27 protein-coding genes and 3 tRNA genes are annotated in these 24,463 nt (G+C 72.1%); 16 read left to right on the top strand and 14 right to left on the bottom strand.

The genetic code is table 11. From position 1 onward, the window contains the following. Positions 1 to 71: 71 nt before the first annotated feature. On the top strand, positions 72 to 1,187 hold the full coding sequence (locus AB0G50_RS06470) for a methyltransferase domain-containing protein (RefSeq protein WP_360102958.1): 1,116 nt from the start codon (positions 72 to 74) through the stop codon (positions 1,185 to 1,187). Positions 1,188 to 1,194: 7 nt separating this feature from the next. On the opposite strand, the gene AB0G50_RS06465 is transcribed toward AB0G50_RS06470, so the two are convergent. Beyond that, positions 1,195 to 1,566, bottom strand: a complete 372-nt coding sequence (locus AB0G50_RS06465; protein WP_360102956.1) for a zf-TFIIB domain-containing protein — start codon at positions 1,564 to 1,566, stop codon at positions 1,195 to 1,197. A gap of 73 nt (positions 1,567 to 1,639) precedes the next feature. On the opposite strand from AB0G50_RS06465, the gene AB0G50_RS06460 reads away from it, so the two are divergent. Next, positions 1,640 to 3,580 (top strand): NACHT domain-containing protein, encoded by a 1,941-nt coding sequence (locus tag AB0G50_RS06460; RefSeq protein ID WP_360102954.1) that lies wholly within the window; start codon positions 1,640 to 1,642, stop codon positions 3,578 to 3,580. Here the strand turns inward: AB0G50_RS06460 and AB0G50_RS06455 are convergent. Then, complete coding sequence (locus tag AB0G50_RS06455) at positions 3,539 to 4,711, bottom strand: pyridoxal phosphate-dependent aminotransferase (RefSeq protein WP_360102952.1); 1,173 nt, start codon at positions 4,709 to 4,711, stop codon at positions 3,539 to 3,541. The genes AB0G50_RS06460 and AB0G50_RS06455 overlap by 42 nt on opposite strands. A gap of 80 nt (positions 4,712 to 4,791) precedes the next feature. On the opposite strand from AB0G50_RS06455, the gene AB0G50_RS06450 reads away from it, so the two are divergent. Beyond that, entirely contained in the window at positions 4,792 to 5,997 is a 1,206-nt protein-coding gene (locus AB0G50_RS06450) for a DUF445 domain-containing protein (protein WP_360103132.1), read from the top strand. Positions 5,998 to 6,079: 82 nt separating this feature from the next. Here the strand turns inward: AB0G50_RS06450 and AB0G50_RS06445 are convergent, their stop codons facing one another. Beyond that, positions 6,080 to 6,616 carry a CGNR zinc finger domain-containing protein gene (locus tag AB0G50_RS06445; protein ID WP_360102950.1) on the bottom strand — a complete coding sequence of 179 codons (537 nt, stop codon included), beginning with the start codon at positions 6,614 to 6,616 and terminating at the stop codon, positions 6,080 to 6,082. Positions 6,617 to 6,757: 141 nt separating this feature from the next. Here AB0G50_RS06445 and AB0G50_RS06440 point away from each other — a divergent pair, with 141 nt between their 5' ends. From AB0G50_RS06440 to AB0G50_RS06415, 6 genes are all read left to right on the top strand, one after another. Then, positions 6,758 to 7,324, top strand: coding sequence for a PadR family transcriptional regulator (locus AB0G50_RS06440; protein ID WP_360102949.1), 567 nt, complete (start codon positions 6,758 to 6,760; stop codon positions 7,322 to 7,324). After that, positions 7,321 to 7,998 carry an ABC transporter ATP-binding protein gene (locus AB0G50_RS06435; RefSeq protein WP_360102947.1) on the top strand — a complete coding sequence of 226 codons (678 nt, stop codon included), beginning with the start codon at positions 7,321 to 7,323 and terminating at the stop codon, positions 7,996 to 7,998. The genes AB0G50_RS06440 and AB0G50_RS06435 overlap by 4 nt, the downstream gene beginning before the upstream one ends. After that, entirely contained in the window at positions 7,995 to 10,268 is a 2,274-nt protein-coding gene (locus AB0G50_RS06430; RefSeq protein ID WP_360102945.1) for an FtsX-like permease family protein, read from the top strand. Before AB0G50_RS06435 ends, AB0G50_RS06430 begins: the two co-directional genes overlap by 4 nt. 271 nt (positions 10,269 to 10,539) lie before the next feature. Further along, positions 10,540 to 11,094 carry a sigma-70 family RNA polymerase sigma factor gene (locus tag AB0G50_RS06425; RefSeq protein ID WP_360102943.1) on the top strand — a complete coding sequence of 185 codons (555 nt, stop codon included), beginning with the start codon at positions 10,540 to 10,542 and terminating at the stop codon, positions 11,092 to 11,094. Further along, positions 11,091 to 11,240, top strand: coding sequence for a hypothetical protein (locus AB0G50_RS06420; RefSeq protein WP_360102941.1), 150 nt, complete (start codon positions 11,091 to 11,093; stop codon positions 11,238 to 11,240). Before AB0G50_RS06425 ends, AB0G50_RS06420 begins: the two co-directional genes overlap by 4 nt. A gap of 377 nt (positions 11,241 to 11,617) precedes the next feature. Further along, positions 11,618 to 12,613 carry a hypothetical protein gene (locus tag AB0G50_RS06415; protein ID WP_360102939.1) on the top strand — a complete coding sequence of 332 codons (996 nt, stop codon included), beginning with the start codon at positions 11,618 to 11,620 and terminating at the stop codon, positions 12,611 to 12,613. Between the two features lie 310 nt (positions 12,614 to 12,923). On the opposite strand, the gene AB0G50_RS06410 is transcribed toward AB0G50_RS06415, so the two are convergent. Beyond that, positions 12,924 to 14,381 carry a PLP-dependent aminotransferase family protein gene (locus AB0G50_RS06410; RefSeq protein WP_360102937.1) on the bottom strand — a complete coding sequence of 486 codons (1,458 nt, stop codon included), beginning with the start codon at positions 14,379 to 14,381 and terminating at the stop codon, positions 12,924 to 12,926. Positions 14,382 to 14,442: 61 nt separating this feature from the next. Between AB0G50_RS06410 and AB0G50_RS06405 the strand changes: the two genes are divergently transcribed. Further along, entirely contained in the window at positions 14,443 to 15,072 is a 630-nt protein-coding gene (locus tag AB0G50_RS06405; protein ID WP_360102935.1) for a hypothetical protein, read from the top strand. Here AB0G50_RS06405 and AB0G50_RS06400 read toward each other — a convergent pair. Then, complete coding sequence (locus AB0G50_RS06400) at positions 15,041 to 15,568, bottom strand: Clp protease N-terminal domain-containing protein (protein ID WP_360102933.1); 528 nt, start codon at positions 15,566 to 15,568, stop codon at positions 15,041 to 15,043. The two genes, AB0G50_RS06405 and AB0G50_RS06400, sit on opposite strands and share 32 nt — an antisense overlap. Next, complete coding sequence (locus AB0G50_RS06395) at positions 15,565 to 15,777, bottom strand: helix-turn-helix domain-containing protein (RefSeq protein WP_360102931.1); 213 nt, start codon at positions 15,775 to 15,777, stop codon at positions 15,565 to 15,567. The genes AB0G50_RS06400 and AB0G50_RS06395 overlap by 4 nt, the downstream gene beginning before the upstream one ends. 64 nt (positions 15,778 to 15,841) lie before the next feature. Here AB0G50_RS06395 and AB0G50_RS06390 point away from each other — a divergent pair, with 64 nt between their 5' ends. Then, positions 15,842 to 16,612: a protein phosphatase 2C domain-containing protein gene (locus tag AB0G50_RS06390; protein ID WP_360102929.1), complete on the top strand. Its 771-nt coding sequence runs from the start codon at positions 15,842 to 15,844 to the stop codon at positions 16,610 to 16,612. 57 nt (positions 16,613 to 16,669) lie between these two features. Here AB0G50_RS06390 and AB0G50_RS06385 read toward each other — a convergent pair. The 5 genes from AB0G50_RS06385 to AB0G50_RS06365 all read right to left on the bottom strand — a co-directional run bounded on the left by AB0G50_RS06385 (position 16,670) and on the right by AB0G50_RS06365 (position 18,215). Further along, positions 16,670 to 16,746, bottom strand: a tRNA-Phe gene (locus AB0G50_RS06385). 34 nt (positions 16,747 to 16,780) lie between these two features. Then, positions 16,781 to 16,854, bottom strand: a tRNA-Asp gene (locus AB0G50_RS06380). A gap of 22 nt (positions 16,855 to 16,876) precedes the next feature. After that, a tRNA-Glu gene (locus tag AB0G50_RS06375) sits at positions 16,877 to 16,949 on the bottom strand. A gap of 164 nt (positions 16,950 to 17,113) precedes the next feature. Continuing rightward, positions 17,114 to 17,845, bottom strand: coding sequence for a hypothetical protein (locus AB0G50_RS06370; RefSeq protein WP_360102927.1), 732 nt, complete (start codon positions 17,843 to 17,845; stop codon positions 17,114 to 17,116). 121 nt (positions 17,846 to 17,966) lie between these two features. Continuing rightward, positions 17,967 to 18,215, bottom strand: coding sequence for a hypothetical protein (locus AB0G50_RS06365; RefSeq protein WP_360102925.1), 249 nt, complete (start codon positions 18,213 to 18,215; stop codon positions 17,967 to 17,969). Between the two features lie 140 nt (positions 18,216 to 18,355). On the opposite strand from AB0G50_RS06365, the gene AB0G50_RS06360 reads away from it, so the two are divergent. The 4 genes from AB0G50_RS06360 (at position 18,356) to AB0G50_RS06345 (ending at position 21,540) form a co-directional block, all read left to right on the top strand. Continuing rightward, the gene (locus AB0G50_RS06360) at positions 18,356 to 18,592 is read left to right on the top strand and encodes a hypothetical protein (RefSeq protein ID WP_360102923.1); all 237 of its coding nucleotides are present in this window, start codon (positions 18,356 to 18,358) and stop codon (positions 18,590 to 18,592) included. A gap of 40 nt (positions 18,593 to 18,632) precedes the next feature. After that, the gene (locus AB0G50_RS06355) at positions 18,633 to 18,842 is read left to right on the top strand and encodes a heavy-metal-associated domain-containing protein (protein ID WP_360102921.1); all 210 of its coding nucleotides are present in this window, start codon (positions 18,633 to 18,635) and stop codon (positions 18,840 to 18,842) included. Between the two features lies 1 nt (position 18,843). Then, positions 18,844 to 21,042: a heavy metal translocating P-type ATPase gene (locus AB0G50_RS06350; protein WP_360102919.1), complete on the top strand. Its 2,199-nt coding sequence runs from the start codon at positions 18,844 to 18,846 to the stop codon at positions 21,040 to 21,042. A 189-nt stretch (positions 21,043 to 21,231) separates the two neighbouring features. After that, on the top strand, positions 21,232 to 21,540 hold the full coding sequence (locus tag AB0G50_RS06345) for a hypothetical protein (RefSeq protein ID WP_360102917.1): 309 nt from the start codon (positions 21,232 to 21,234) through the stop codon (positions 21,538 to 21,540). Positions 21,541 to 21,600: 60 nt separating this feature from the next. Here AB0G50_RS06345 and AB0G50_RS06340 read toward each other — a convergent pair whose 3' ends face one another. The 3 genes from AB0G50_RS06340 to AB0G50_RS06330 form a co-directional block, all read right to left on the bottom strand. Next, on the bottom strand, positions 21,601 to 21,804 hold the full coding sequence (locus AB0G50_RS06340) for a cold-shock protein (protein WP_360102914.1): 204 nt from the start codon (positions 21,802 to 21,804) through the stop codon (positions 21,601 to 21,603). A 304-nt stretch (positions 21,805 to 22,108) separates the two neighbouring features. After that, the gene (locus tag AB0G50_RS06335) at positions 22,109 to 22,933 is read right to left on the bottom strand and encodes a glutamate ABC transporter substrate-binding protein (protein WP_360102912.1); all 825 of its coding nucleotides are present in this window, start codon (positions 22,931 to 22,933) and stop codon (positions 22,109 to 22,111) included. Between the two features lie 151 nt (positions 22,934 to 23,084). Beyond that, entirely contained in the window at positions 23,085 to 23,921 is an 837-nt protein-coding gene (locus tag AB0G50_RS06330; protein WP_360102910.1) for an oxygenase MpaB family protein, read from the bottom strand. A 52-nt stretch (positions 23,922 to 23,973) separates the two neighbouring features. Here AB0G50_RS06330 and AB0G50_RS06325 point away from each other — a divergent pair, with 52 nt between their 5' ends. Continuing rightward, a complete protein-coding gene (locus AB0G50_RS06325; RefSeq protein ID WP_360102908.1) occupies positions 23,974 to 24,384 on the top strand; it encodes a TIGR03618 family F420-dependent PPOX class oxidoreductase in 411 nt (136 codons plus the stop codon). Positions 24,385 to 24,463 lie beyond the last annotated feature (79 nt).

Genomic DNA, 24,463 nt, shown 5'->3' with positions numbered 1-24,463 from the left:
TGCAAGCGCTCTGCTAGCAACCGGCGCGTGGGCTCGCCCACAGCGCCTCCCGCAGGACTACGGTGAGTCGGGTGGACGTCGCCTCCCGGCTGCGCGCAGCGCTGGCCGACTCGCTGGTGGCCGCCGGCGTGCTGCGCGACCCCCGCTGGGAGGCCGCGTTTCGGCAGGTGCCGAGGCACGTCTTCCTCCCGGGCTGCTTCACCCAGAACCGCGACGGCAGCTGGTCGGCGGTGCGCGCAGGCGATCGGGACCACCTGTCGCTGGTCTACCGCAACGACGTCTGCGTGACCCAGCTGAACGGCTCGACCGCCGCCTGGCTGCAAGCACCCGGAGCGGTGCGCGGCGTGCCGACGAGCTCGTCGTCGATGCCGACGATCATGGCGATCATGCTGGAGGCGCTCGACCTCGAGCCCGGCTCGCGGGTGCTGGAGATCGGCACCGGCACGGGCTACAACGCGGCTCTGCTGAGCCATTTCCTGGGCGCCGGGAACGTCACGTCGGTCGACGTCGACCCGGACGTGCTGGCCGCCGCGCGGACCCACCTCGAGGCCGCCGGCTTCGCGCCCACGTGCGCGCTGGCCGACGGCGAGCGCGGTCACCCGCCGGCCGCCCCGTACACCCACGTGCTGGGCACCTGCGCGGTCTCCCGGGTGCCCGCGGCCTGGTTGGCCCAGGTGGTCGACGGCGGGGTGATCGTCACCACGCTGAACCGGCCGCTGGGCGCGGGTCTGCTCAAGCTCCGGGTCCACGAAGGCACCGCCACCGGGCCGGTCCTCCAGGAGGACGGCCGGTTCATGCCGTTGCGCGCGCACACGCCGACCTGGGCCGACGAGGCCCTGCACCGCGCCCTGGCCGACGTGCCGACCACCAGGCGCACCACGTTGCTGCCCGCGCGGGCGGTGCTGGACCCGGCGAGCCCCTTCGAGTTCTTCGCCGGCCTGACCGTCCCCGGCGTGGTCACCGCGCTCTCGCCGGCCCGGCTGGTGCACCCCGACGGCTCGTGGGTCCGGCACGAGGGCGCCGCGGTCGCCCAGGGCGGTCCCCGCGCGCTGTGGACGCTCCTGGAGGAGGCGCACAAGCGGTGGCACGCGCTGCGCACCCCGCGCCGCCAGGACTTCACCTACACCGCGACGTCGTCCGCCGCCCACTTCACGCACACCGCGACCGGGCGGACCTGGCCCGCCTGACCCCCGGTCAGTCGAACAGGTCCTCCAGGAAGCTCCGCCGTCGCGGCGGGTACCCGTACCCCGGGTGACCACCGGGGTAGACCGGCGGTGGCACGCCGGTGCCCGGCGGCGGCTGGTACGGCGGCGGTGCCCCACCGGGCGAGGCGGGCGGTGCGCTGTAGGGCGCGGGCTGACCCGGGTACGGCGCGGGTTGGGCGTCGTAGGGCGCGGGTCGACCGCCGTACGGCGCCGGCTGGGCGTAGTGGTCGCGCTCGGCCGCGACGATCTGCTCCAGCTCGCCGCCGTCCAGGAACACGCCCTTGCAGTTGTCGCACTGCTCGATGTGGACCGCGCCACGCGTGATCGTCTTCATCAGGTCGGCGCACTTGGGGCAGATCACGTGGTCGAGGGTACGCACGACACAGCGGTAGCCGTGTCACCACGGCGGGTCACCGGTGGGCCATGATGCCGGGGTGTCGAGATCTCGTCAGCGGTTCGTCCTCGTCGGGTGTGTGCTCACGGCCGTGCTCACCGCGGCCGGGCTGTTCGTGACCGACTACGGCATCGACCCCGACCTGTGGCTGGTCGGGCTGGCCCTCGGTTTCCTGCTGTTCCTGGCCGCGCTCGACCCGTGGTTGCACCGCCGCCGCGCGGCCGTCCTGGCCACCGACGCGCACCTGGACGCCGCCGCGCGCGACCTCACCACCGCCCTGCGCGCGCAGTGGGCCGAGGAAACCCGCGCCCGCGGCCTGGACGACCTCCTCGACCTGCACTGGAGTTCGCCGGACGGCTCCGCGCCGCCGGGACGCAGCGACGCCGTCGTCGGCGCGTTCGAACGCCAGCACGCCCACCGCCTGGTGCTGCTCGGCGAACCGGGCTCGGGCAAGAGCACCACCGCGATGCTGCTCACCCGCGGGCTGCTCGACCGCTACGACGGCGGCCCGGTGCCGCTCCTGCTGTCGCTGTCCTCCTGGGACCCGGAGCACGAGGACGTCCGCGCCTGGCTCACCCGCAGGCTCTACGAGGACCACCCGGCGCTGCGCAACAGCGAGCTGTACGGCAGCTACGCGGGCGACCTGATGGTCGAGCAACGCCGCGTGCTGCCCGTGCTGGACGGCCTCGACCAGGTCCGGCACCGCGCCGACGCGCTGGACAAGCTCGTCCGGGCGTTCCCCGCGCACACCCCGCTGGTGCTCACCTGCCGCGCCCACGAGTTCGAGGGCCTGACCGTGCCGGGCGCGGACGTGGTCGAACTGCACCCGCTCGACCACGAGGAGATCGCCGGGTACCTGCGCGCCCACGCGGACCCGGTGACCGCCGCGCGCTGGGAGCCGATCTTCCTGCACCTGCGCGGCGAACCCGACGGCCGGCTGGCGACCGCGCTGGCCACGCCCCTCGCGGTGTGGCTCGCGGGCACCGTCTACGCCTACGGCGAGCCGAGCGAACTGCTCGACCGGACCCGGTTCCCGGACCGCCGCTCGATCGAGGACCACCTGGTGGACAGCGTGGTCGACCAGGCCTTCGGCGACCGCGGCATCGCCCACCAGGTCGGCGCGAGCCAGGTGTGGCCGCGCGACCGGGCCCGCCGCTGGCTCGCGTTCCTGGCGTCCGCGATGGACCGCCGCGGCACCCGCGAGCTGGCCTGGTGGGAACTGCGCCGCTCGGTGCACGCGACGTGGTTGGCCCTGCTGGGCGCGCTGGTCCTGGGTTCGATCGGCGGGTTCGGCGTCGGCTGGCTGATGGCGTACGCGAGCACGCCGAAGCTCGCGCCCGTCACCGGTCTGGCCGCCGGTGTCGCGGTGGCGGTGGCCGCGCTGTCCGCCTCGCGGGACCGCGCGCCGAAGCCGCGACTGGGCGTGTGGCGCAGTCTCGTGGTGGTCAGCGGGGTGGTCGGCACGGCCGTAGGACTCGTGTTCGGCGCGCTCTACGGCCTGTCCGCCGGTCTCGTCGTCGGCCTGGGTCTGGCGGTCGCCAGCGCGCTGCGGTTCGCGCTGGGCAGCAGCGCCGAGCTGACCCACCCGTCGAGCCCGCAGTGGACGATGGCCCGCGACCGGGTCGCCGTGTGGACCGGGTCGCTGGTGCTCGCGGTGGTGTTCGGCGGCGCGGCGGGCCTGGTCTTCGGGCCGTACCAGACGGGCATGGTCGGGCTCGGGCTCGCCTGCGGGCTGCTGCTCGGGTTCACCCTGTCGGTGCTGCACCTGCGCTGGTGGTGGTTCACCGTGGCCCGCGTGTGGCTCGCGGCGCGCGGCAAGCTGCCGTGGGAGCTGACCGTGTTCCTGGACGACGCGCGCAAGCTGGGCGTGCTGCGGCAGGCGGGCGCGTGCCACCAGTTCCGGCACGCGCTCGTCCAGGACCGGCTGACCGGCCGGGCGTCAGGCGTTGAGCTTGTGCAGCCGCCGGATCGCCTCGTCTAGCACCTCGTCGCGCTTGCAGAACGCGAACCGCACCAGGTGCCGCCACTCGTCCGGGTGATCGGTGAACACCTGCACCGGCACCGCGGCCACGCCGATCCGCTCGGGCAGCGCCCGGCACAGCTCCGCGCCGTCGGCGAACCCGAGCGGGCGCACGTCGGCGGTGATGAAGTACGTGCCCTCGCTCGGCCGCACCGCGAAGCCGGCCTCGGCCAGCCCGTCCGCGAGCCGGGAACGCTTGTCCTGCAACGACAACCGCAGCTGCTCGACCCACGGCAGCTCCTCGCGCAGCGCGTGCGCCACGGCCGGCTGGAACGGCGCGCCGCCGACGAAGGTCAGGAACTGCTTGGCCGCCCGCACCGCGCCGACCAGCTCCGGCGTCGCGCACACCCAGCCGATCTTCCAGCCGGTGCAGTTGAAGCTCTTGCCGGCGCTGGAGATCGTCACGGTCCGCTCGCGCATGCCCGGCAACGTGGCCAGCGGCACGTGCGCGAGGTCGTCGAACACCAGGTGCTCGTACACCTCGTCGGTGATCGCGACGACGTCGTGCTCGACGCACAGCCGGGCCACGGCGGCCAGCTCCCCGGGCGTGAACACGGTGCCGGTCGGGTTGTGCGGCGTGTTCACCAGCACCGCCCGCGTGCGCGGCCCGAACGCCGCCGCGAGCGCGTCCACGTCCAGCCCCAGCCGCCCGGTCACCGGGTCCTCGACCAGCCCGACGGTCCGCCTGGTCGCACCCGCCAGCGCCACCGACGCCGCGTACGAGTCGTAGTACGGCTCGATCAGCACGACCTCGTCGCCCGGCTCGACCAGACCCAGCAGCGCCGACGCGATCGCCTCGGTCGCGCCCACGGTGACCAGCACCTCGGTGTCCGGGTCGTACTCGACGCCGTACCGGGAGCGGTGCGCGGCGATCGCCTGCCGCAGCTCCGGGATCCCCGGCCCGGGCGGGTACTGGTTGACCCCGCCGTCGATCGCGGCCTTGGCCGCCTCCAGCATCCCGACGGGCCCGTCGGTGTCCGGGAAACCCTGCCCGAGGTTCACCGCTCCGTGGCGGTTCGCCAACGCGGTCATCTCCGCGAAGATCGTCGAGGTGAAGGGACGCATCCTGGTGACCAGCTCCGGTGACCGCACAACACCGAATCTTCACGGACAATGGCGGCGTGGAGCAACTGACCTCGGCCGACCAGCTCAAGCGCCAGGGCCTGCGCCGGATGAAACTCGTCGCGGCCGGTTTCCTGCTCGCCGCGACCGCGATCTTCTTCGCGGCGCTCGCGTTCGAGGCCGGCGGACCCGCCTGGATCGGGTACCTGCGCGCCGCGGCGGAGGCCGGGATGGTCGGCGCGCTCGCCGACTGGTTCGCGGTCACCGCGCTGTTCCGCAGGCCGCTGGGCCTGCCGATCCCGCACACCGCGATCATCCCCAGCCGCAAGAACGCGTTCGGCGACGCGCTGGGGTCGTTCGTCGGGCAGAACTTCCTGTCCGAGGCGGTGGTGAAGGACAAGCTGCGCCGGGTCGGCGTCGGCAAGCGGCTCGGCGAGTGGCTGGTCCGCGAGGAGAACGCGGAGCGGGTCACCTCCGAGCTGGCCAACGTGATCAAGGGCGCGGTCACCGTGCTGCGGGACGAGGACGTGCAGGCGGTCGTGGAACAGGCCGTGGTGCGCCGGCTGACCGACCAGCCGTGGGGTCCGCCGCTGGGCAAGCTGCTCGGCCAGGTGCTCGGCGACGGCGCGCACCACAAGCTCGTGGACCTGATGTGCGACCGCGCCTACGACTGGGTGCGGGACAACTACGACAAGGTCAGCCACGTGGTGTCGGACCGCGCGCCGTCGTGGTCGCCCAAGTTCGTGGACTCGATGCTCGGCGACAAGGTCTACAACGAGCTGCTGAACTTCGCGTGGGCGGTGAAGACCGACGTCAACCACCCGATGCGGCTCGCGGTCGACCAGTTCCTGATCGAGTTCGCCGCCGACCTGCGCACCGACCCGGCGACCATGCAGCGCGCCGAGCAGGTGAAGCAGCAGGTCATCGGCCACCCGGACGTGCAACGCCTGATCGGGTCCGCGTGGGGCACCGCGAAGGGCATGCTGCTGGACGCGGCCGAGGACCCGTCGTCCGAACTGCGCCGCCGGGTGCGCGAGGGGCTGACGTCGTTCGGCGCGAAGCTGGTGGGCGACGAGGCCGTGCGCGCCAAGGTCGACGGCTGGCTGGAGGGCGCGGCCGGGTACGTCGTGGCGAACTACCGCGACGAGATCACCACGCTGATCACCGACACGGTCGAGCGGTGGGACGCCGAGGAGACCTCGCGCAAGATCGAACTCCAGGTCGGCCGCGACCTTCAGTTCATCCGCATCAACGGCACCGTGGTCGGCGCACTGGCCGGCCTGGTGATCTACGCGGTGGGCCAACTGGTCGTCTAGCCACGACGCACACCCGCCAGGACGCGCCGAGCGACGCCCTCCGGAGCGCACCGACCTCGACGCACCGGGCGACCACGCGGCACTAGGTGACGCTCAGTGCCCGCCGCTCCCGCCAGTTGCGCGCCTTCTCCCGGTTGCCGCACACCTGCATCGAGCACCAGGTGCGCGAACGGTTGCGCGAGCGGTCGTAGAAGGCCCACCGGCAGCCGTCCGCCTGGCAGATCTTGAACCGCTCCCACGAGCCGAGGACGGCGAGCCTGGCCGCCGCGCCCAGCACCGCGCCGACCGCGTCCGCGCTGGCCAACGTCGGCACGCCGTGACTCAGGTCGACCCGGATGACACCCGCGGCGGGTGTCGGGTCGGGCCCGTCGTGGCGTTCGCCCAGTGACGACCGCAACGAGTTCCGGACCGCTCGCGCCTCGTCCGGGTCGCCCGCGAGCCCCAGGTCACGCTCGGTGACCCAAAGACTCCAGGTGCCGGCGTCGTCCAGCACGTCGGTGCCGAGTTCGAGGTCCCGGGTGTTCAGGAAAGCGAGCAGCAGCTCCACATCGTGTTCCGCATCGCCGGCTCGACCGTGCGCGAAATCCGCGTGGTCCCAGCCGGCCGCCAGACCAGTCACACCTCCACTGTAGGCGTCACGGCGCGCTCATGTGGGCAAGTAACCGTCAAGTGGTTTTCAAGGGTTACCCCGTTGACCCGCCCGGATGACCGCCGATCAGGCTATGAACCATGTGTATACCTCGTGTGTATAGTCGCCCACATGTCGATCGGACACACCCTCCTCGGCCTGCTGGAAAAGGGCCCGAGACACGGTTACGACCTCAAGAAGGCCTACGACGAGCGCTTCGGCCAGGACCGGCCGCTGCACTACGGGCAGGTCTACACGACGCTGTCCCGCCTGCTGCGCAACGGCCTCGTGCAGGAGGCCGGCGTCGAGGCGGGCGACGGGCCCGAGCGCAAGCGCTACGCGATCACCGACGCCGGCGTGACGGACGTGGAGCAGTGGCTGGCCACGCCGGAGAAGCCCGAGCCGTACCTCCAGAACACGCTGTACACGAAGGTCGTGCTGGCCCTGCTGTCCGACCGCAGCGCGGACGACGTCCTCGACACCCAGCGCGCCGCCCACCTGGGCTCCATGCGCGCCCTGACCCGCCGCAAGGCCGCGGGCGACCTGGTGGACCAGCTGATCTGCGACCACGCCCTGTTCCACCTGGAAGCCGACCTGCGCTGGCTGGAACTCACCGCCGCCCGCCTGTCCGCCCTCCGGGCCAGCGTCGGCACCACGCCCTCCCCGACCTCGTCCACCCGACCGGAGCCGACCCCGTGACCGCCATCCTGGAAGCCGTCGACCTGCACAAGTCGTTCGGCCCGACCCCCGCTCTGGACGGCGCGGGCCTGAGCCTGCACGCCGGCGAGGTCGTCGCCGTGATGGGTCCGTCGGGCTCGGGCAAGTCCACCCTCCTGCACTGCCTGGCCGGGATCCTGACCCCCGACACGGGCACCGTCCGCTACCGCGACGCCCTGCTCAGCTCGATGTCCGACACCCGGCGCAGCGACCTGCGCCGCACCGACTTCGGCTTCGTGTTCCAGTTCGGCCAGCTCGTGCCCGAGCTGAGCTGCCTGGAGAACGTGGCGCTGCCGCTGCGCCTGGGCGGCGTGAAGCGCCGCGCCGCGGAAGCCCGCGCCCGCGAGTGGCTGGAGCGCCTGGAGGTCGCCGACGTCGCCGCGAAGCGCCCCGGCGAGACGTCCGGCGGTCAGGGCCAGCGCGTCGCCGTGGCCCGCGCCCTGGTCACCGGCCCGCGCGTGGTGTTCGCCGACGAGCCGACCGGCGCGCTCGACTCGCTGAACGGCGAGCGCGTCATGCAGCTCCTGGTCACCGCGGCCCGCGACACCAACGCCGCCGTCGTGCTGGTCACCCACGAGCCCAGGGTGGCCGCGTACTCGGACCGCGAGGTGGTCGTCCGCGACGGCCGGTCCCGCGAAACGGAGTTCGCCCGGTGAAGTCCTGGACCTCCGACCTCCTCCTGGGCGTCCGCCTGGCCCTGGGCGGCGGCCGCACCTCGTGGGCCCGCCTCGCCCTCACCGCGGTGGGCATCGGCATCGGCGTCGCCCTGCTGCTGACCGCGTCGTCCGTGCCGACGATCCTCTCCGCCCGCGACCGGCACCAGGCCGAGAACCAGCCGATCACCGGGGAGAACACCCCGCGCGCCCTGCTGGAGACGCCCTGGGTCACCGAGTACCGCGGCACGCCCATCAGCGGCTCGTTCGTCGAGGCCACCAGCCCGACCTCGCCCGTGCCACCGGGCCTGACCCGGCTACCGGGCGACGGCGAGATCTTCCTGTCGCCCGCCCTGGCCGCCCTGCTCGCCTCCCCGGAGGGCGCCCTGCTCCGCGACCGCTTCCCGCAGCAGGTCGTCGGCAAGATCACCGAGCCGGGCCTCATGGCGCCGAACGACCTCAGGTTCGTAGCCGGCGACTCGTCCCTCGACCCCTCCTCCGCCACGTCGGTGACCGGCTACGGCGGCCAACCCGACGAGATCGCCCAGGACCCGGTGCTGACCCTGCTGATCATGGTCGGCATGGTGGCCCTGCTGTTCCCGGTCCTGGTCTTCGTCGGCGTCAGCACCCGCCTGGCCGCCGCCCAACGCGACCGCAGGCTCTCCGCGCTGCGCCTGGTCGGAGCAGGCGCCCACCGGGTCCGCCGCATCGCCGCCGGCGAATCCCTCCTGGGCGCCCTGGCGGGCCTGGCCACCGGCACCGCCCTGTTCCTCGTCGCCCGCCGGTTCGTGGAGCACGTCGAACTCCTCGGCCTGTCGGTCTTCGTCGGCGACCTGACCCCGGCCGTCGCGCCGACCGTCCTCCTGGTCGTGCTGGTGCCGGTGCTGGCCGTCGCCACGTCCCTGATCGCCATGCGCCGCACCGTGATCGAGCCCCTGGGCGTCGTCCGCCAGACCAAGCCCACCCGCCGCGTCCTGTGGTGGCGCGTCATCCCGCTGATCCTCGGCGTCACGGCCCTCGTCACCCAGGACGGCGCCCTCTACGGCTCCTTCGGCACCACCGCGCAAGTCATCGTGGTGGCCGGCCTGACCCTGACCCTGCTCAGCATCCCCCTGCTGCTCCCGTGGCTGGTGGAACGCGCGGTGTCCCGCCTGAACGTCGGCCCGCCGTCCTGGCAACTGGCCATCCGCCGCCTCCAACTGGAAAGCGGCACCGCGGCCCGCGTGGTGGCAGGCGTCGCGGTGGTCCTGGCCGGCGCCATCGCCCTCCAGTCGATCATGCTCAGTGCCCAGTCCAGGGTCGCGCAGTCCCCCGGCACCGCGGGCGACCGCTCCCACCTGGCGGTGCACCTGAACAACGGCACCCCGGACACCGCCGCCACCCTGCTGGGCATCCTCGACCGCACGGTCGGCAAGGACAACCTGCTCACCCTGCGCTCAACCTCGATCGTGGTGGCGAAAAACCAGTTCCACTCCCTCTACACGGGAACGTGCGACGCCCTCCGCACCCTCGGCGAACTCCCGTCCTGCCAGGACGGAGACGCCTTCCAAATCCCGGAACAAGGCGGCTCGCCATTCCCGGCCGCGGGCACCGAGGTCACGGTGACCACAACCCCCCAGTCCCTGGAGGGCACAACCTGGACAATCCCCCGGAACACCATCGTCCGGCACGCCGAACACAACTACTCGAGCGGCCTGCTGCTCACCCCCCAAGCCCTGGGCACCCTGGAAATCGCCCCGACCTCCATCACCGTGGTCGTCACCGTGGACCCGTCCAACCAGGACACGGCCGAACAGGTCCGCAACGCCACGGCCCCTCTCACCTGGCGCACCCACACCTCCTACGAGGGCGACCTACCCCCCACCAACCAGGCAAAACAATTCGCCAGCATCCGCAAGGCCCTACTGGCAGGCTCCCTGCTGACCCTCGTACTGGCCTCGGCGAGCCTCCTGGTCCTGGCCCTGGAACAAGTCCGAGAACGCCGCCGCCCCCTGGCAGTCCTGGCCGCGACAGGCGTCCCGAAATCCACCCTGGCCACCTCCCTGCTCCTGCAAAACGCCCTCCCCCTACTCCTCGCCCTGGCAACCGGCGTGGCGGTAGGAGGAGAAACAGCCTCACTACTGGTGAGAATCACCGCCGAACCCCCAACCCTGGACTGGGCGGGAATAGCAATCATGACCACAGCCGCAGCCCTGCTGACCCTGGCGGTAACAGCCCTGACCCTCCCGTCCCTGAACAGGGCAACAGCCGCAACAGGCCTACGAGCCGAATAACAAGCCAAGGTCGCGCCCGACCAGACCGGTGGCCTCGCCCTAACCCCCGGAGGCGCTGCCCGTCCGGCGAGGACGCTCTTCAATCCCTGAACAGCACCCACACCCAAACAGACACAGGCCACACCCAAACAAACACACCCTCACACGAGCAACACCCAAACAACACACCCCAAAACAACCTAGGACCCCCACCCCCACCCTCCAGGTTCCCAAGAACACACGATCGTGCCCCACCGGAATCCACACCCCACCCACCCGCCTCCCACCAGACATGGAAACCCCGGAAACCCCCTCCACGGAAACCCTGGTAACCCAAGCCGCCCAGGGAAACGCAGAAGCCTGGCACCACCTGGTAACCCGCTACGAACGCCTCGTCTGGTCCGTCCCCCGCTCCCACCGCCTCCCCCAGGAAGACGCGGCGGACGTCTTCCAAACAACCTGGCTACGCCTCTCGGAAAACCTGACCCGCCTCACCCACCCCCACCGCCTACCGGCCTGGCTGATCACCACAGCCCGCCACGAATCCCTCCGAACCCTCCGCCGCCAAGCCCGGGAACACCCCACACCCACCCTCCCGGAAACCCCGCTCGACCTCCCCACCCCGGAAGACGAAGCCGTCACCCGGGACACCCGATCCCGCCTGTGGCAGGCCTTCACCACCCTCTCCACCCGCTGCCAACAAATCCTCCGCCTGATGGCCTTCGCCCCGGACCTCCCCTTCCGCCACCTGGCCGAAGCGGTCGGCATCCCCGCGAACAGCCTCGGCCCGACCCGCCAACGCTGCCTGGACACGCTCCGCCGCCGCCTCACCGCGGAACCCGCATGAGCCCCACCACCCTCCCGACGCACCACCCCCTGCTGACCGAACTGGCCACCCTGATCAACGAGGCCGACCCGATCCCGCCGCACCTGAAACCGCGCGCAATCGCGACCTTCCACAACCTCGCGGCGCCAAAGAATCACCACTCGTGAATGACAAAATCCACAGTGGAGAGATACCATCCGCAAGTTGCAAGCGGCGCTTGCACATCACAGCGACACCTCCGGAAACCCGCATTCGCAAGCGCCGACACGCACTGCACCGTTCGGCTGACAACACCCCTCACCCGAACGGGTTCTCCTCGGACGTCCACAACGGACATATGTTGGCCACCGAAAGTCGCGGTCCACACGACGGGCCGTGTTCACCAAGGCCCGAGGCAACCCGGACAGCCGCACCCGACCGCCCTTCCGAGTGGGCTTCTCCCGAGAACCCACGAAAATGCCCCGACCAGTGCTACACATACCCCAACGTCGACCTCGAACGGTCCGTCCCGTTCGCCAACACCCGGAACGGTGGTGACGATCCCGTGGCATTCCCGAAGTCCGTGCGCCGCGGCGCGTCACTGCTCCTCCGAGCCGTGGCGGTGGGCGGTCTGGCGACCGCGGCGTGGCTCGTGTGCGGCGGCGCGGCGACCGCGTCCCCCGACGAGTCCACCCCGACCGACGAGCCGACCACCCTGGAAGCCGTGCAGCAGATCGTGGCCGACCACCACGAGGCAGGCGCCGAACTCCTGGCCGGCCTGGTGGCGAACCGCCCCACGGCAGCCTCCTCCACGGCAGCCTCCTCCACGGCCACCTTCTCGACCGCCTCCACCGCCGTCTTCTCCACCACGGCCTTCTCCACGACGGCGATCACCGCCGCACCACCCCAGGCAGCGCCCCAACTCCGCCCGGTGCGGCAGCCGGTCCGCCGCCCCACCACCCACCCGTCGCCGGAGTCCACACCGAGCCAGGCCCAGGTGATCACCTTCGCCGGCACCGACCTCGACTCCGGCACAGGCACAGGCACCACGTTCGAGCAGAGCGGCACCGTGACGAACTCCGTGCCCACGCCGCTCCTCGAAGCGAAGGCCGCGGCCAAAGCCGCCGAAAAAGCCGCAACCGCCCCACCCGCGCCCGCCCCCGCACCACCGGCGGCCGCACCGACGCCCGCACCACCCCGCGTGATCGCCGCGCCGCTCCCCCCGGCGCCGACGTCACCGCTCCCGGTGCGCACCGTCGACCCCACCACCCAGGCCGACACCCCCGCCACCGCCGAAACCCCGGCGCCGTCGGACGTGACCTGGGAGAAGCCCGCACACCACACCCCGGCGCCCGCCCCCCAGCAGACGCCGACGCCGAGCGCGCCGACCGCCGCCTCCTCCGCGGCGCACGACGGCTCGAACGGCCACCGGGGCGGAGCGGTCGCGCTGACCGCGGCCCAGTCCCACCTCCAGCCGAAGCCCACGTGGACGGCGGAGCGCAGAGACGACTGGCCCACTCCAGGCAGCACCCCCGGGCTGCCCAGCACGTCACCGGACTGACCTTCACGGCACCCGTGTGCCCTGATCAGCCCCGCCGACGTAGCGCACTTCCCGCAAGACCCCCCTCGCAGCACACCCAGGACTCCCGTCCTGCCGACCGCGCCCCGGCAGGAACGGGCATGGTCCCGACGCTCACGCTGCCCCTGTGACGCGCCCGGGACCGAACGGGAGCCTGCGGTGCGGGACGCCAATCCCTGGAGCGTCCCCACCGCAGGCCACCGGCAGGCCACATCCCGCGACCGCGACGCCGGCGGGACCACCCGGCTCCCAGCACCCCCGGGACCAGCCAAAACCCCGGCTAGGCCCAGGCTCAGGCGACCGGAACGGACATCGGTTCGGCAGCGGCACCCGCACCGGCGACCGAGGCCGCGACAACCCCGAGCCGACGCGCGGCCTCCCGCAGCACCTCCACCGGCAGCACGTACGGCAGCCGCAAACTCCGCTCGAACCCCCCGTGCGCCCCGAACCGCGACCCCGGCGCCAACCGGATCCCGTGGTTCTGCGCCATCACCGCGATCCGAGTGCTCACCGGCGCGTCCAACTCGCACCACACGCTCAACCCGCCGGCCGGCCGCGAGAACCGCCACCCCGGGCAGTGCTCCCGCAACCCCGCCAACAGCACGTCCCGCTGCACGGCCAGCAGGTCCCGCCGGGGCTGCAACGTGTACGACGGCGAGGACATCAGCTCCGCCAGCACCATCTGGTCGATCACCGCCGACCCGAGGTCCAACGCCGTCCGCGAGGACACCAGTCGGTGCACGACCTCGGTCGACGCCCGGATCCACCCGATCCGCAACCCGCCCCAGTGCGACTTGGACGCCGACCCGGTGGTCACCACGAGGTCCTCGGCGAACGACGCCATCGGCGGCGGCCCGTCGAGCGGGTCGCCGTCCAGGTCCAGTTCCACCACGGTCTCGTCCACGACGAGCGGGGTCCGGGCCCGCCGGGCGATGTCCGCCAGCTCCTCGCGCCCCTGGGCCGACAGCCGGTGCCCGGTCGGGTTGTGGAAGTCCACCACCAGGTACGCCATCCGGGGCGCGGCCTGCCGCAACGCTGCGGCCACGCCGGGCAGATCCCACCCGGTGGAGGTCATCCCGACGGGCACCGGGATCGCCGAGACCGCCTTGATCGCGTCCAGCGCGTTCGGGTAGCTCGGCTGCTCCACCAACACGCGGTCACCCGGTCCGGTGAACAGCCGCAACGTCAACGCCAGAGCGTGCTGGGCTCCGGAGGTGATCACGATCTGGTCCGGCGACGTGGGCAGCCCGCGCTGCTCGAACCGCCGCGCGACCTCGGCCCGCAACGCGGGCAGCCCGTGCTCGTAGTACCCGTGCTCGGCCAGCTCGGCGGGCAACCGCGACCGGACGGCGTCGTACGCGTCGAGCAGCCCGGGCAGGGCCGGCGGCGCGGCGCGGGCCAGGTCCAGCATCGACGTCCCGACCAGCGGGGTGTCGGGGATCGTGCCGAGCGACCCCGACGGCAGGCTGATCCACGACCCGGCGCCGCGCCGCGACGACACCAGCCCCTCGGTCCGCAGCTGGTCGAGCGCCGCGGTGATCATGGTCCGGGACACGGGCAGCGCGTCCGCCATCTCGCGCTCGGCTGGCAGCCTGGTCCCGGCCGGCAGCCGCCCGTCGAGCACCAGCAGCCTGATCGCGGCCGCCAGGTCCGACGAACCCTGCCGCGCGCCCCGACGTCGCCACTCGCCGAGCAAGCGGGCCAACCGGAACCCCGATATGCGTCCACCCGGTGGGATGTCCATGCTCATGTAGCCAATTATTCGTCTTTGGCCCTGGAAAACATAGCCAATCAGCGCACAGTATGGCCACATGCTCGCTGCCTTGACCCAGGTCCCCGTCACCGTCAAACCCGTCCGCCGACTGCCCCAACTCGTCGCGGGCCTGTGGCTCTACGGCGCGAGCATGGCGCTCCAGATCCGGGCCGCGCTCGGCCTGAACCCGTGGGACGTGCTGCACGACGGCCTGACCAAGCGATCCGGCCTGAGCTTCGGCACGATCACCGTGATCGTGGGCGCGCTGGTGCTGCTGTGCTGGATCCCGCTGCGGCAGAGACCGGGCGTCGGCACGGTGGCCAACGTGTTCGTGATCGGCATCGCCGTCGACACCACGTTGGCCCTGGTCCCGGCGCCGGACGCGCTGCTGCCCAGGATCGCCCTGCTGATCGGCGGCATCGTGCTGAACGGCCTGGCCGCCGCGACCTACATCGGCGCCCGGCTCGGTCCCGGCCCGCGCGACGGCCTCACGACCGGGTTCTGCGCGCGGACCGGCACCTCGCTGCGCCTGGTCAAGACGGTGGTCGAGCTGAGCGTGCTCGTGATCGGCTTCCTGCTCGGCGGCACGCTCGGCGTCGGCACCGTGGTCTACGCGCTCGCCATCGGCCCGCTGACCCAGGCGTTCCTGCCGCCGGTCACCTGGGTCGGTTCGCGACCCGCGTCCTGACCTCGACGTAGTCCACCCCCCGGGCGCCGAGCACCTCGCCCACCACCCCGCCGCCCGCCGCCAGGGCGAGCACGAGGTGCTCGGCGCCGAGGTAGCCGTGCCGGAGGTCGCGCACCTCCACCAGCGCCCGTTCCAGCACCTTCCGGGACGCGGGCTCGAACGGCAGCCCGAACAGCCGCTTGCGCCGCGGTGGCGCGACGGCCAGCGCGCCCTCACCGTGCGCGCCCTCGACCGACGCCACGACGAGGTCGACGTCGATGCCCAGTCCGCGCAACGCCTCGGTGTCGGCCTCGGTCAACCCGCCCTTGCGCCGGGCGGTCGCGAACGCCGCCTCCACCTCGGCCCGGTCGACCTCGAACCCGAGCGCGTCCAACTCCCCGAACACCGCGAGCAGCAGGTGCTCCGGCCCGACGGCCGGCGCGCGCAGCCGCTGTGCCTCGCGAACGGCCTGGTGGACGGCTTCCCTGGCCTCGCGGGTGAACCTCTCCCCGATCATCGGTTGCCCCCGTGCTTCTTGTGGACGGCCTGCCTGCTGACGCCGAGTTCGGCGGCGATCTCCTGCCACGACCAGCCCCGGGCGCGGGCGTTGCGCACCTGGACGGCCTCGAGCGTTTCGAGCAACCGGCGCAACGCGCCGACCGCGCGGAGCCCCACCCTCGGGTCCTGGTCGCCCGCGGCGGAGGCGAGTGCTGTTGCCTCAGTCATGCCGTCAACTTTGGTTGACAACAGCCGTTCTGTCAACCCCGGTTGACAACTAGGCTCGGCACACGTGCCGGAGATCAACTGCGCGGAACGGGCCGGAGTCGGACACGACGGCAGGCCCAGACCCACCGAAGACCGGATCGTCCTGCTGAGCAACGCCGTGGTGCTGCTGGACGGCGCCACCTCGCCCACCCCCCGCGAACGCGACGGCGGGTGGCACTCGAGGCACCTGGCCGCCGAGCTGACCACAACGACCGCCCTCGACGGCGACCTGGCCGACGCACTGGCGGCCGCGATCACCCGCCTGCGGGACCGCTTCGACCTCATCCCCGCCGACTCGCCGTCCAGCACGGTCGCGGCACTGCGTTGGACCGACGACACCGTGGACGCCCTCGTGCTGGCGGACAGCCCGATCGTCGTCTTCACCGACCGCGGCCACGAGGTCGTGAGCGACGACCGCCTCGTCCGCGCCCACCGCAACCCCGGCCGGATCGAGGAGTGGCGCAACCGCGACGGCGGCTTCTGGGTCGCCCGGGCCGAACCGGAGGCCGCCCACCGGGCGGTGCGCCGCAGCTGGCCCCGCGCCGAGGTGCGGGCCGTGCTGATCGCCACCGACGGCGTCTCGTGCGGCGTGGACGACTACCACCTGTTCGACTGGCCGGAAGTGTTGGAGATCACCGCGGAAAAGGGCCCGGAAGCCGTGCTCGACGCGATCAGGGCAGCCGAGGAAGGCGATCCGGAACACCTCCGCTGGCCGCGCCGGAAAACACACGACGACCAGGCTTTCGCGGTGATCGTCTTCACACCGCCGGCCGAACCGCGAAAATCACCGGAATAACACCCGAAAAAGGGAGAAGCCCCACCCGGAAATCCGGATGGGGCTTCTCCACGAGGCTGGTGGCCAGGGGCGGGGTCGAACCGCCGACCTACCGCTTTTCAGGCGGTCGCTCGTACCAACTGAGCTACCTGGCCAGGTAGCAACCCGGCCAAGAGCCGAACTGCCTTGCGACCCAGACGGGACTCGAACCCGCGACCTTCGCCGTGACAGGGCGACGCGCTAACCAACTGCGCCACTGGGCCTTGCTTTTTCTATTGTACCGCGTGCCCCCAACGGGATTCGAACCCGCGCTACCGCCTTGAAAGGGCGGGGTCCTAGGCCGCTAGACGATGGGGACCTGAGTTCCGACCGGTCAGCCCTAGTGGGCCACCTTCATCTCCAGGCCCTCCACGCTGTCCGGTGGAAGCATCGTAAGCATAGGGCACGTGTCCCGTCATCTCCAAAACGGGGGTGGCACAAGTTGTTGACCTGCGATTTCCACCCCCGTCATGGCCCGCCGGGTCAGCCCAGGGCGAGGATCCGGTCGGCGAACTCGACCCGTTCGGCGTCGGTCAGCACGCCCAGCGCCTCGTCGAACCGCTCGTCGGTCAGCCGCATGGCCGTCCGCCACCGCTGCGCCAGGTCGTCCCGCCCCTCGACCGACGCCAGCACCGGCTCGTAGTCCTCCGGGCGCCACGCGGTGCGCTCGAACCGGGGGCGACCACCACCCGGGTCCAGCGCGACGGCCTGCGCGACGGTGAGGCCCACGGCGCGCAGCGCGGCGAAGTGGATCCCGCCGCGGAACTCGCGCAGCAGCATCAGCACGTGGCCCAGCCGCGCCGGGTCGTCGGCCGGGCGGGGCGCGTCCCGCCAGCCGCGGAACAGGGCCAGGGCGCCGGGGTCGACCGCGTCGGCCACCCGGAAGCCGAGGTCGGCCACCCGGCCCGGGTCCTCGACGGACGCGAAGGCGCCGCGCGACCACGTCCAGCAGGCCTCGAGGTAGGCGGCCACCGCCCGGTCGGCCGGCAGCGAGCGCACCAGCGCCGCCTCGACCAGCCACTCCGGGAAGATCGCGATCACGGCCGCCACGACGCCGGGCTCGGGATTGCCGAGCACCGCCGTGCGACCGCGGAAGTAGAGCGTTCGAGGAGGCAGGCCGACGGCCTTCTCCTGCTCGGCGAGTTCCGGTGACACCATGAAGGCACCACCCAGTCTGACCAGCGGCTCCTGAGTCCGCTCCGCGACAGGGCTCATTCCATAACAGTGTCACAGAACCGGGTCGCGAGCAATGCTCGGAGCATGCGGGAGCCCCCGGCGGCACCGGGGTGCTCGTCGGGCGGCCGCCGGGAGGAGTCCCGACGGCCGCCCGCCCCGCCTAGCGTTGGACGGGTGGCGCTCCCCCGTCCTCACCCGGTGACAGCCCGAGCATGTCGAGCAGCAACCGGCAGTCCTCGGCGCTCGTCGCGCCCCGTGCGACCGACAACCGCGCCCGGTGCACCTGGTCGTCCGAGACGCGGGACGGCTCCGCGCCGTTCCGCTGGGTCGGCACCCCACCGCCGCCCGGCCTCGACATGGTTTCGTCCTGGTTCCACAGGAATTGACGTACTTCTAGGGACCCGCTCATGACGCCTCCCCGACTTGAGGTTGGCGCGAGGCTAAGCGAGCCCGTCGAATCGCCGCAGCCCCCCGCAGAGTGATTCAGTGACGACCGGGCGTCACTTTCCGTGAAAGCCCACCCGGATCACGACTGCCTAGGGTGTACCCATGACCGAGCCGGACCCACGCCCCCGATCGGATGAAGCGCCGGAGGTCGGGGCGACCGCCCCGCCGGTGCCGACCCCGGAGTCGTTCGCCGCGCTGGAGGCGAACCTGGAAGCCCTGATGAACGACAAGATGAGCGAACTGGACGGCATGCTCGCCGGGCTGGAGGAACTCGTCGTCCGCCTGGAGGGGGAGATCACCGGGCTGGAGCCCCCGCCGGACGGTACGGCTACCCCCTAGGGGTATATTGGAGCCACAATCGAGAGGAAGTGGGGCTCCGATGTCCGTCACCACCACCTACACCGTCACCGGCATGCACTGCGGCCACTGCGTCAGCTCCGTCACCGAGGAGCTGACCGGTGTCGAGGGCGTCACCGCGGTGGACGTCGTGCTCGACAGCGGCGCGGTCACCGTGACCAGCAGCCGCGAGCTGACCCGCGACGAGGTGAGCGCCGCCGTCACCGAGGCGGGCTACGAGCTGGCCGGCTGACATGACCACCACGGAGTCCAGGCGGCACGTCGAACTCGCCATCACCGGCATGACGTGCGCCTCCTGCGCGAACCGGATCGAGCGCAAGCTCAACAAGCTCGAGGGGGTCACCGCCTCGGTCAACTACGCGACCGAGAAGGCCGGAGTCGAGTTCCCGGTCGGGCTGGCGGTGGCCGACCTGGTCTCCACGGTGCGCGCGGCGGGGTACGACGCGGCCGAGCCGACGCCCGAGGTCGAGGAGGAGGACCACGCCGGCGAACTGCGGGCGCGGGTGCTCGTCGCGGCGTCGCTCGGCCTGCCGGTGGTCGTGCTCTCGATGGTCCCGGCCTGGCAGTTCCCGGGGTGGCAGTGGTTCTCGCTCGCGCTGGCGAGCGTGGTCGTGTGGGTGTGCGGGTGGCCGTTCCACCGCGCCGCCGCGGTCAACGCGCGGCACGGCGCGAGCACCATGGACACGCTGGTGTCGATGGGCGTCGTGGTGGCCTACCTGTGGTCGGTCTACGCGCTGGTGTTCGGCACGGCGGGCGAACTGGGCATGCGCCACGGGTTCAGCCTCGTGCCGCGGCCCTCGACCACCGGCGACATCTACCTGGAGGTCGCCGTCGGGGTGACGGTGTTCCTGTTGCTCGGCCGCTGGCTCGAGGCCCGGTCCAAGCGGAGCGCGGGCGCGGCGCTGCGGGCGTTGTTGGCGCTGGGCGCCAAGGACGTGGCCGTGCTGCGGGACGGCGTCGAGGTGCGGGTCCCGGTGTCCGCGCTGACCGCCGGGTCGCTGTTCGTGGTGCGGCCGGGCGAGCGGATCGCCACCGACGGCGTGGTGGCCGAGGGCTCGTCGGCGGTGGACCGGTCGATGGTGACCGGCGAGTCGGTGCCGGTGGAGGTCGGCGTCGACGACCCGGTGGTCGGCGGCACGGTCAACGCGGGCGGGCGGCTCGTGGTGCGGGCGACGTCGGTCGGCGCGGACACCCAGCTCGCCCGGATGGCCGCGCTGGTCGAGCAGGCGCAGTCGGGCAAGGCGGCCGTGCAGCGGCTGGCGGACCGGATCTCGGGCGTGTTCGTGCCGGTGGTGCTGGGCATCGCGGTGGTCACGCTGGCCGCGTGGCTGGTGGCGGGCCGGCCGCTGGAGTTCGCGGTGACGGCGGCGGTCGCGGTGCTGGTGATCGCGTGCCCGTGCGCGCTGGGCCTGGCGACGCCGACCGCGTTGCTGGTGGGCACCGGGCGCGGCGCGCAGCTGGGCATCCTGGTCAAGGGCCCCGAGGTGCTGGAGTCCACCCGGCGGGTCGACACGGTGGTGCTGGACAAGACCGGCACCGTCACGACCGGGAAGCTCGTGCTGGTCGACGTGGTGGCGGCCGACGGCGTCACGCGGGCCGAGGTGCTGCGGGTGGCGGGCTCGGCCGAGGAAGGCTCCGAGCACCCCATCGCCGCCGCGATCGTGCGCGGCGCGCGGGCCGAGGTGGACCTGGTGCCGGTCACCGGCTTCGCCAACCGCGAGGGCGTCGGCGTGACGGCCGTGCTGGAGGACCGCAAGGTGTTCGTCGGCCGGCTGCGCGCGGTGGACCTCGGCGCGCTGGAGGCCGACGCGACGCGGTTGCGGGACGCCGGGCGGACGGTGGTCGCGGTGGCCGCGGACGACGTCGCGATCGGGCTGCTCGCGGTGGGCGACACGGTGAAGCCGACCAGTGCCGAGGCGGTGCGCGGGTTGCGCGCGCTCGGGCTGGAACCCGTGCTGCTGACCGGTGACAACGAGGTCGTGGCGCGCGCGGTCGCCCACGAGGTGGGCATCACCGAAGTGGTGGCCGAAGTCCTGCCGGACGAGAAAGTGGCCGTGGTGCGGCGGTTGCAGGCCGCGGGCAAGGTCGTCGCGATGGTCGGCGACGGCGTGAACGACGCGCCCGCGCTGGCGGTGGCGGACCTCGGGTTGGCCATGGGCACCGGCACCGACGTGGCGATCGAGGCCGGCGACCTGACCCTGGTCCGGGGCGACCTGCGGGTCGCGGTGGACGCGATCAGGTTGTCCCGCCGCACGTTGGCGACCATCAAGGGAAATCTTTTCTGGGCGTTCGCCTACAACGTCGCCGGTTTGCCGCTGGCCGCCCTGGGATTGCTCAATCCGATGCTGGCCGGTGCCGCGATGGCGTTCTCGAGCGTCTTCGTGGTGACCAACAGCCTGCGGCTGCGCGGGTTCCGGGCAACGGCGGGCTGAAGATTTCGCGGAGAACCACTCCCCAGCTCCCCGTGCACGTGCAACAATCCGATTTGCTGACACACCCCCGGTCAGCACCTGTGGAGATCCCCTCCGGCCCCCGCGTTCCTCCCCCTGGCGCGGGGGCCTCTCCCTGTGGTAGAGATCACACTTGGCGCGGTTCCGCGACCTTACCGTTATCGTTGCGCGGTGCCTCTTGGATCCCTCGGACGCTCGAAGTCCGGCAAGCACCGGCCTCCCGCTTCGGAAGAGCCGGTCCACGACGACCACGACCTGAGCTCGTACCTCGCCGCGCTGGCGCCGGAAACGGCGCTGGACCCGGAGACGACGGCGGGTTCCAGCTTCGGCAACGCGCAGGTCTACCAGCTGCGGTTGCAGCTGATGGCGAACGAGCAGCTGAAGGAACTGGCCGCGGAGCGCCAGACCTCGCCCCAGGCGCTCGCGACCGAGTGGGTCATGCAGCGACTGGAGTGGGAGGCCCGCCAGCGCGGCTACTAGCCCGCCACGGACACCGAGGCCCCCGGTCGGAACCCGACCGGGGGCCTCTTCGTGCCGGTGTCAGACTGCTCGCACGTTCTGGGCCTGCGGACCCTTGGTGCCCTGGCCGATCTCGAACTCGACCTTCTGGTTCTCCTCCAGGGTGCGGAACCCGTTGCCCTGGATCTCCGAGTAGTGGACGAAGACGTCCGGACCGCCGTTCTCCTGGGCGATGAAGCCGAAGCCCTTTTCGGAGTTGAACCACTTGACAGTGCCCTGTGCCATCTACCTGCTCCCATCGCAGGAAAGCTTGGGGCTGCACCGTGCAACCCCGGCCGTCCCGGGGCGGTGTCTCCGCCGAGGAAAGCGGAGGACGGCACGCCCGCGTGTTGTTCCGCGAGCGTGAGACACGAACACAGAAACCACGGCCTGCGTCGGCGACTGTATCGCTTGCTCAAGCCCAGCACTACCACTGAAGAGGCGGCTGTCGTTCAGGAGCGCGCAAGCTCCGCGAAAACCGCCCGTCGGCCCGCGAAACGGCGGTCCCGACGACCCTCCACCACGGGTCCGCACGCCCCGGTGACCGGGGTCACTTCTCGGTGATCTCCGGCGGGTCGGGCAGCCGCACGCCGGACTGGCCGATGTTGCGCTCCAGCGCGCGCCGCCACTCCCCGCCGCTCACCATCCTGGCCAGCGCCGCGTTGACGTCCGCACGACCGGCCGTATCGCCCTTGCGCAGGCCCACGCCGTACTTCTCGGTGGTGAACGTGCCGCCGACGAGCTTGAGCACCTCGGGGTTCTCCGCCACGTACCCGGCCAGGATCGCCTCGTCGGTGGTCACCGCGTCGACGTTGCCCGCCAGCAGCGCGACCACGCAGTCCGAGTACTGGCCGTACTCCACCAGCACGACGTCGCGGGAGAACTCGCCCTCCACCCGCTGCGCGGAGGTCGACCCGGCCACCGAGCACAACCTCTTGCCGTTCAACGCGTCCGGCCCGGTGATCGCCTCCTCGGCGAACCGCACCAGCAGACCCTGACCGGTCTGGAAGTACGGACCCGCGAAGCCCACCTGCTCCTTGCGCTTGTCGGTGATCGAGTACGCGGCGACCACGAAGTCGACCTCGCCGCCGGTCAGCAACCGCTCCCGGTCCGCGGGCCGGGCCTCCTTCCACGTGATGCCGGACTCCGGCACGCCCAGTTGCCCGGCGACGAACTTCGCCACGTCCACGTCGAACCCGACGTACTTGCCGTCGAGCCTGCGCTGCGCGATCCCGGGTTGGTCGTACCGGATCCCGATGGTCAGGCCACCGGTTTCGGCCTTGCCCTTCAAGGTGCCCTGATCGGCGCCACCGCACGCCGCGGTGGTCACCAGTGCCGCCACCGCGGTAGCGGACAGCAGTCGTCGGAACAGCATCGCGCCGCCAACCTCTCGCGAACTCGGGGTCGGGACGCGGATCCGCGCGTCCCGGCACCAGGCTAGGCACAACCGATAGCCGATCCCTATCGCCGTGCCCCGCAAGTGGTCCAATCCACTGCACCGAACAGCCCACCGCGGACTGTGAGAACTACGACTGCGGCACTCCGCGCCGCGGCGTGACCTGCCGGCCCCACCGCCGTACCGCGCCGTTCACGTGCCCGCCGGACCACCGCCACCGGATCGGGCCCGGCACCAGCAGCGTCGCGGCGCGCGCGGACCGCAGCAGCGCGGTGGCCGCCTGCTCGGGGTAGGCGTGGTGGCCGTGCAGCGCGATCGCCCACGGCGGCAGCACCGAGTACGCCAGGTGACCGAGCAGCGGCTCGTAGGCCCGCACGGCCGCGCGCAGCGGTCCACGCACCGGCGGGCGGTGCAGGAACCGGTACACCAGCTCGGAATCCGCCGTCCGGCGCAGCGCGGGCAGCATCCCGGCGAAGTACTCCGCCATCGCCGCCGCGCTGCCGGGCACCTCGTCCGGGTGCAGCCCGACCAGCCCGGCGGTCAGGCGCTGCTCGTCGTAGTACCGGTCGACCTGCGCGTCGGTTAGCCGGAACCCCGCGCGCCGCACCACGGTCGCGAACGAGTGCACCTCGGCGCAGTGCACCCAGAGCAGCAGCTCGGGGTCGTCCACCCGGAACCGCCTGCCCTCGGCGTCCCGGCCGCGCAACGACCGGTGCACCGCGCGCACCCTGGCCGCGGCCGCCTCGACCTCGTCGGTCGTGCCGTAGGAGACGACGCCGACGAACGCCGCCGTGCGCCGCAACCGGCCGACCGGGTCCTGCCGGAACGTCGAGTTCTGCACGACGCCCGCCACCGCGCGCGGGTGCAGCGCCTGGAGGTACAGGCTCGCGATGCCCGCCGCCCACATCGCCGGGTCGGCGTGCAACTGCCACGTCACGGATCCGGGGCCGAGCAGCGCGTTCGGCATGGACCGCATCGTGTCACAGGCGCGTCGCCGCGCCGAGGGCCAGGATGGGGCCATGGACCTGGACGAGGCACGCGACTTCATCCGCCGCCACCCGCGCGCGGTGCTGTCCGCGAACCGGCGGGACGGCTCGCCGCAGATGTCGCCGGTGGTCGCGGCGGTGGACGACGAGGGCCGGGTGCTCATCAGCACCCGGGAGACGGCGTACAAGGTCCGGCAGGTGCGGGCGGACCCGCGGGTCGCGCTGTGCTTCCTGGACGAGGGGTTCTTCGGCGAGTGGATCCAGGTCGACGGCACGGCCGAGGTGATCACGCTGCCCGAGGCGATGGACGGGCTGGTCGACACCTACCGGCGGATCTCCGGCGAGCACCCGGACTGGGCCGACTACCGGGCGGCCATGGTGCGCGACCGGCGGGTGGTCCTGCGGGTGACGTTGCACCGCGCCGGGCCGGACCGCAGCGGCTGAACGTGGTCGCGCTCCCACGCTGCGTCTCGAAAACCACGAACGCGTAACGCCGGTACCTCGTCGGGCGATTCCACGTGGC

This window comes from Actinosynnema sp. NPDC020468, assembly GCF_040642015.1.
Taxonomy (GTDB): domain Bacteria; phylum Actinomycetota; class Actinomycetes; order Mycobacteriales; family Pseudonocardiaceae; genus Actinosynnema.
Note: the sequence above shows the minus strand (reverse complement) of the source record. Positions and strands in the feature narration are given on the sequence as shown.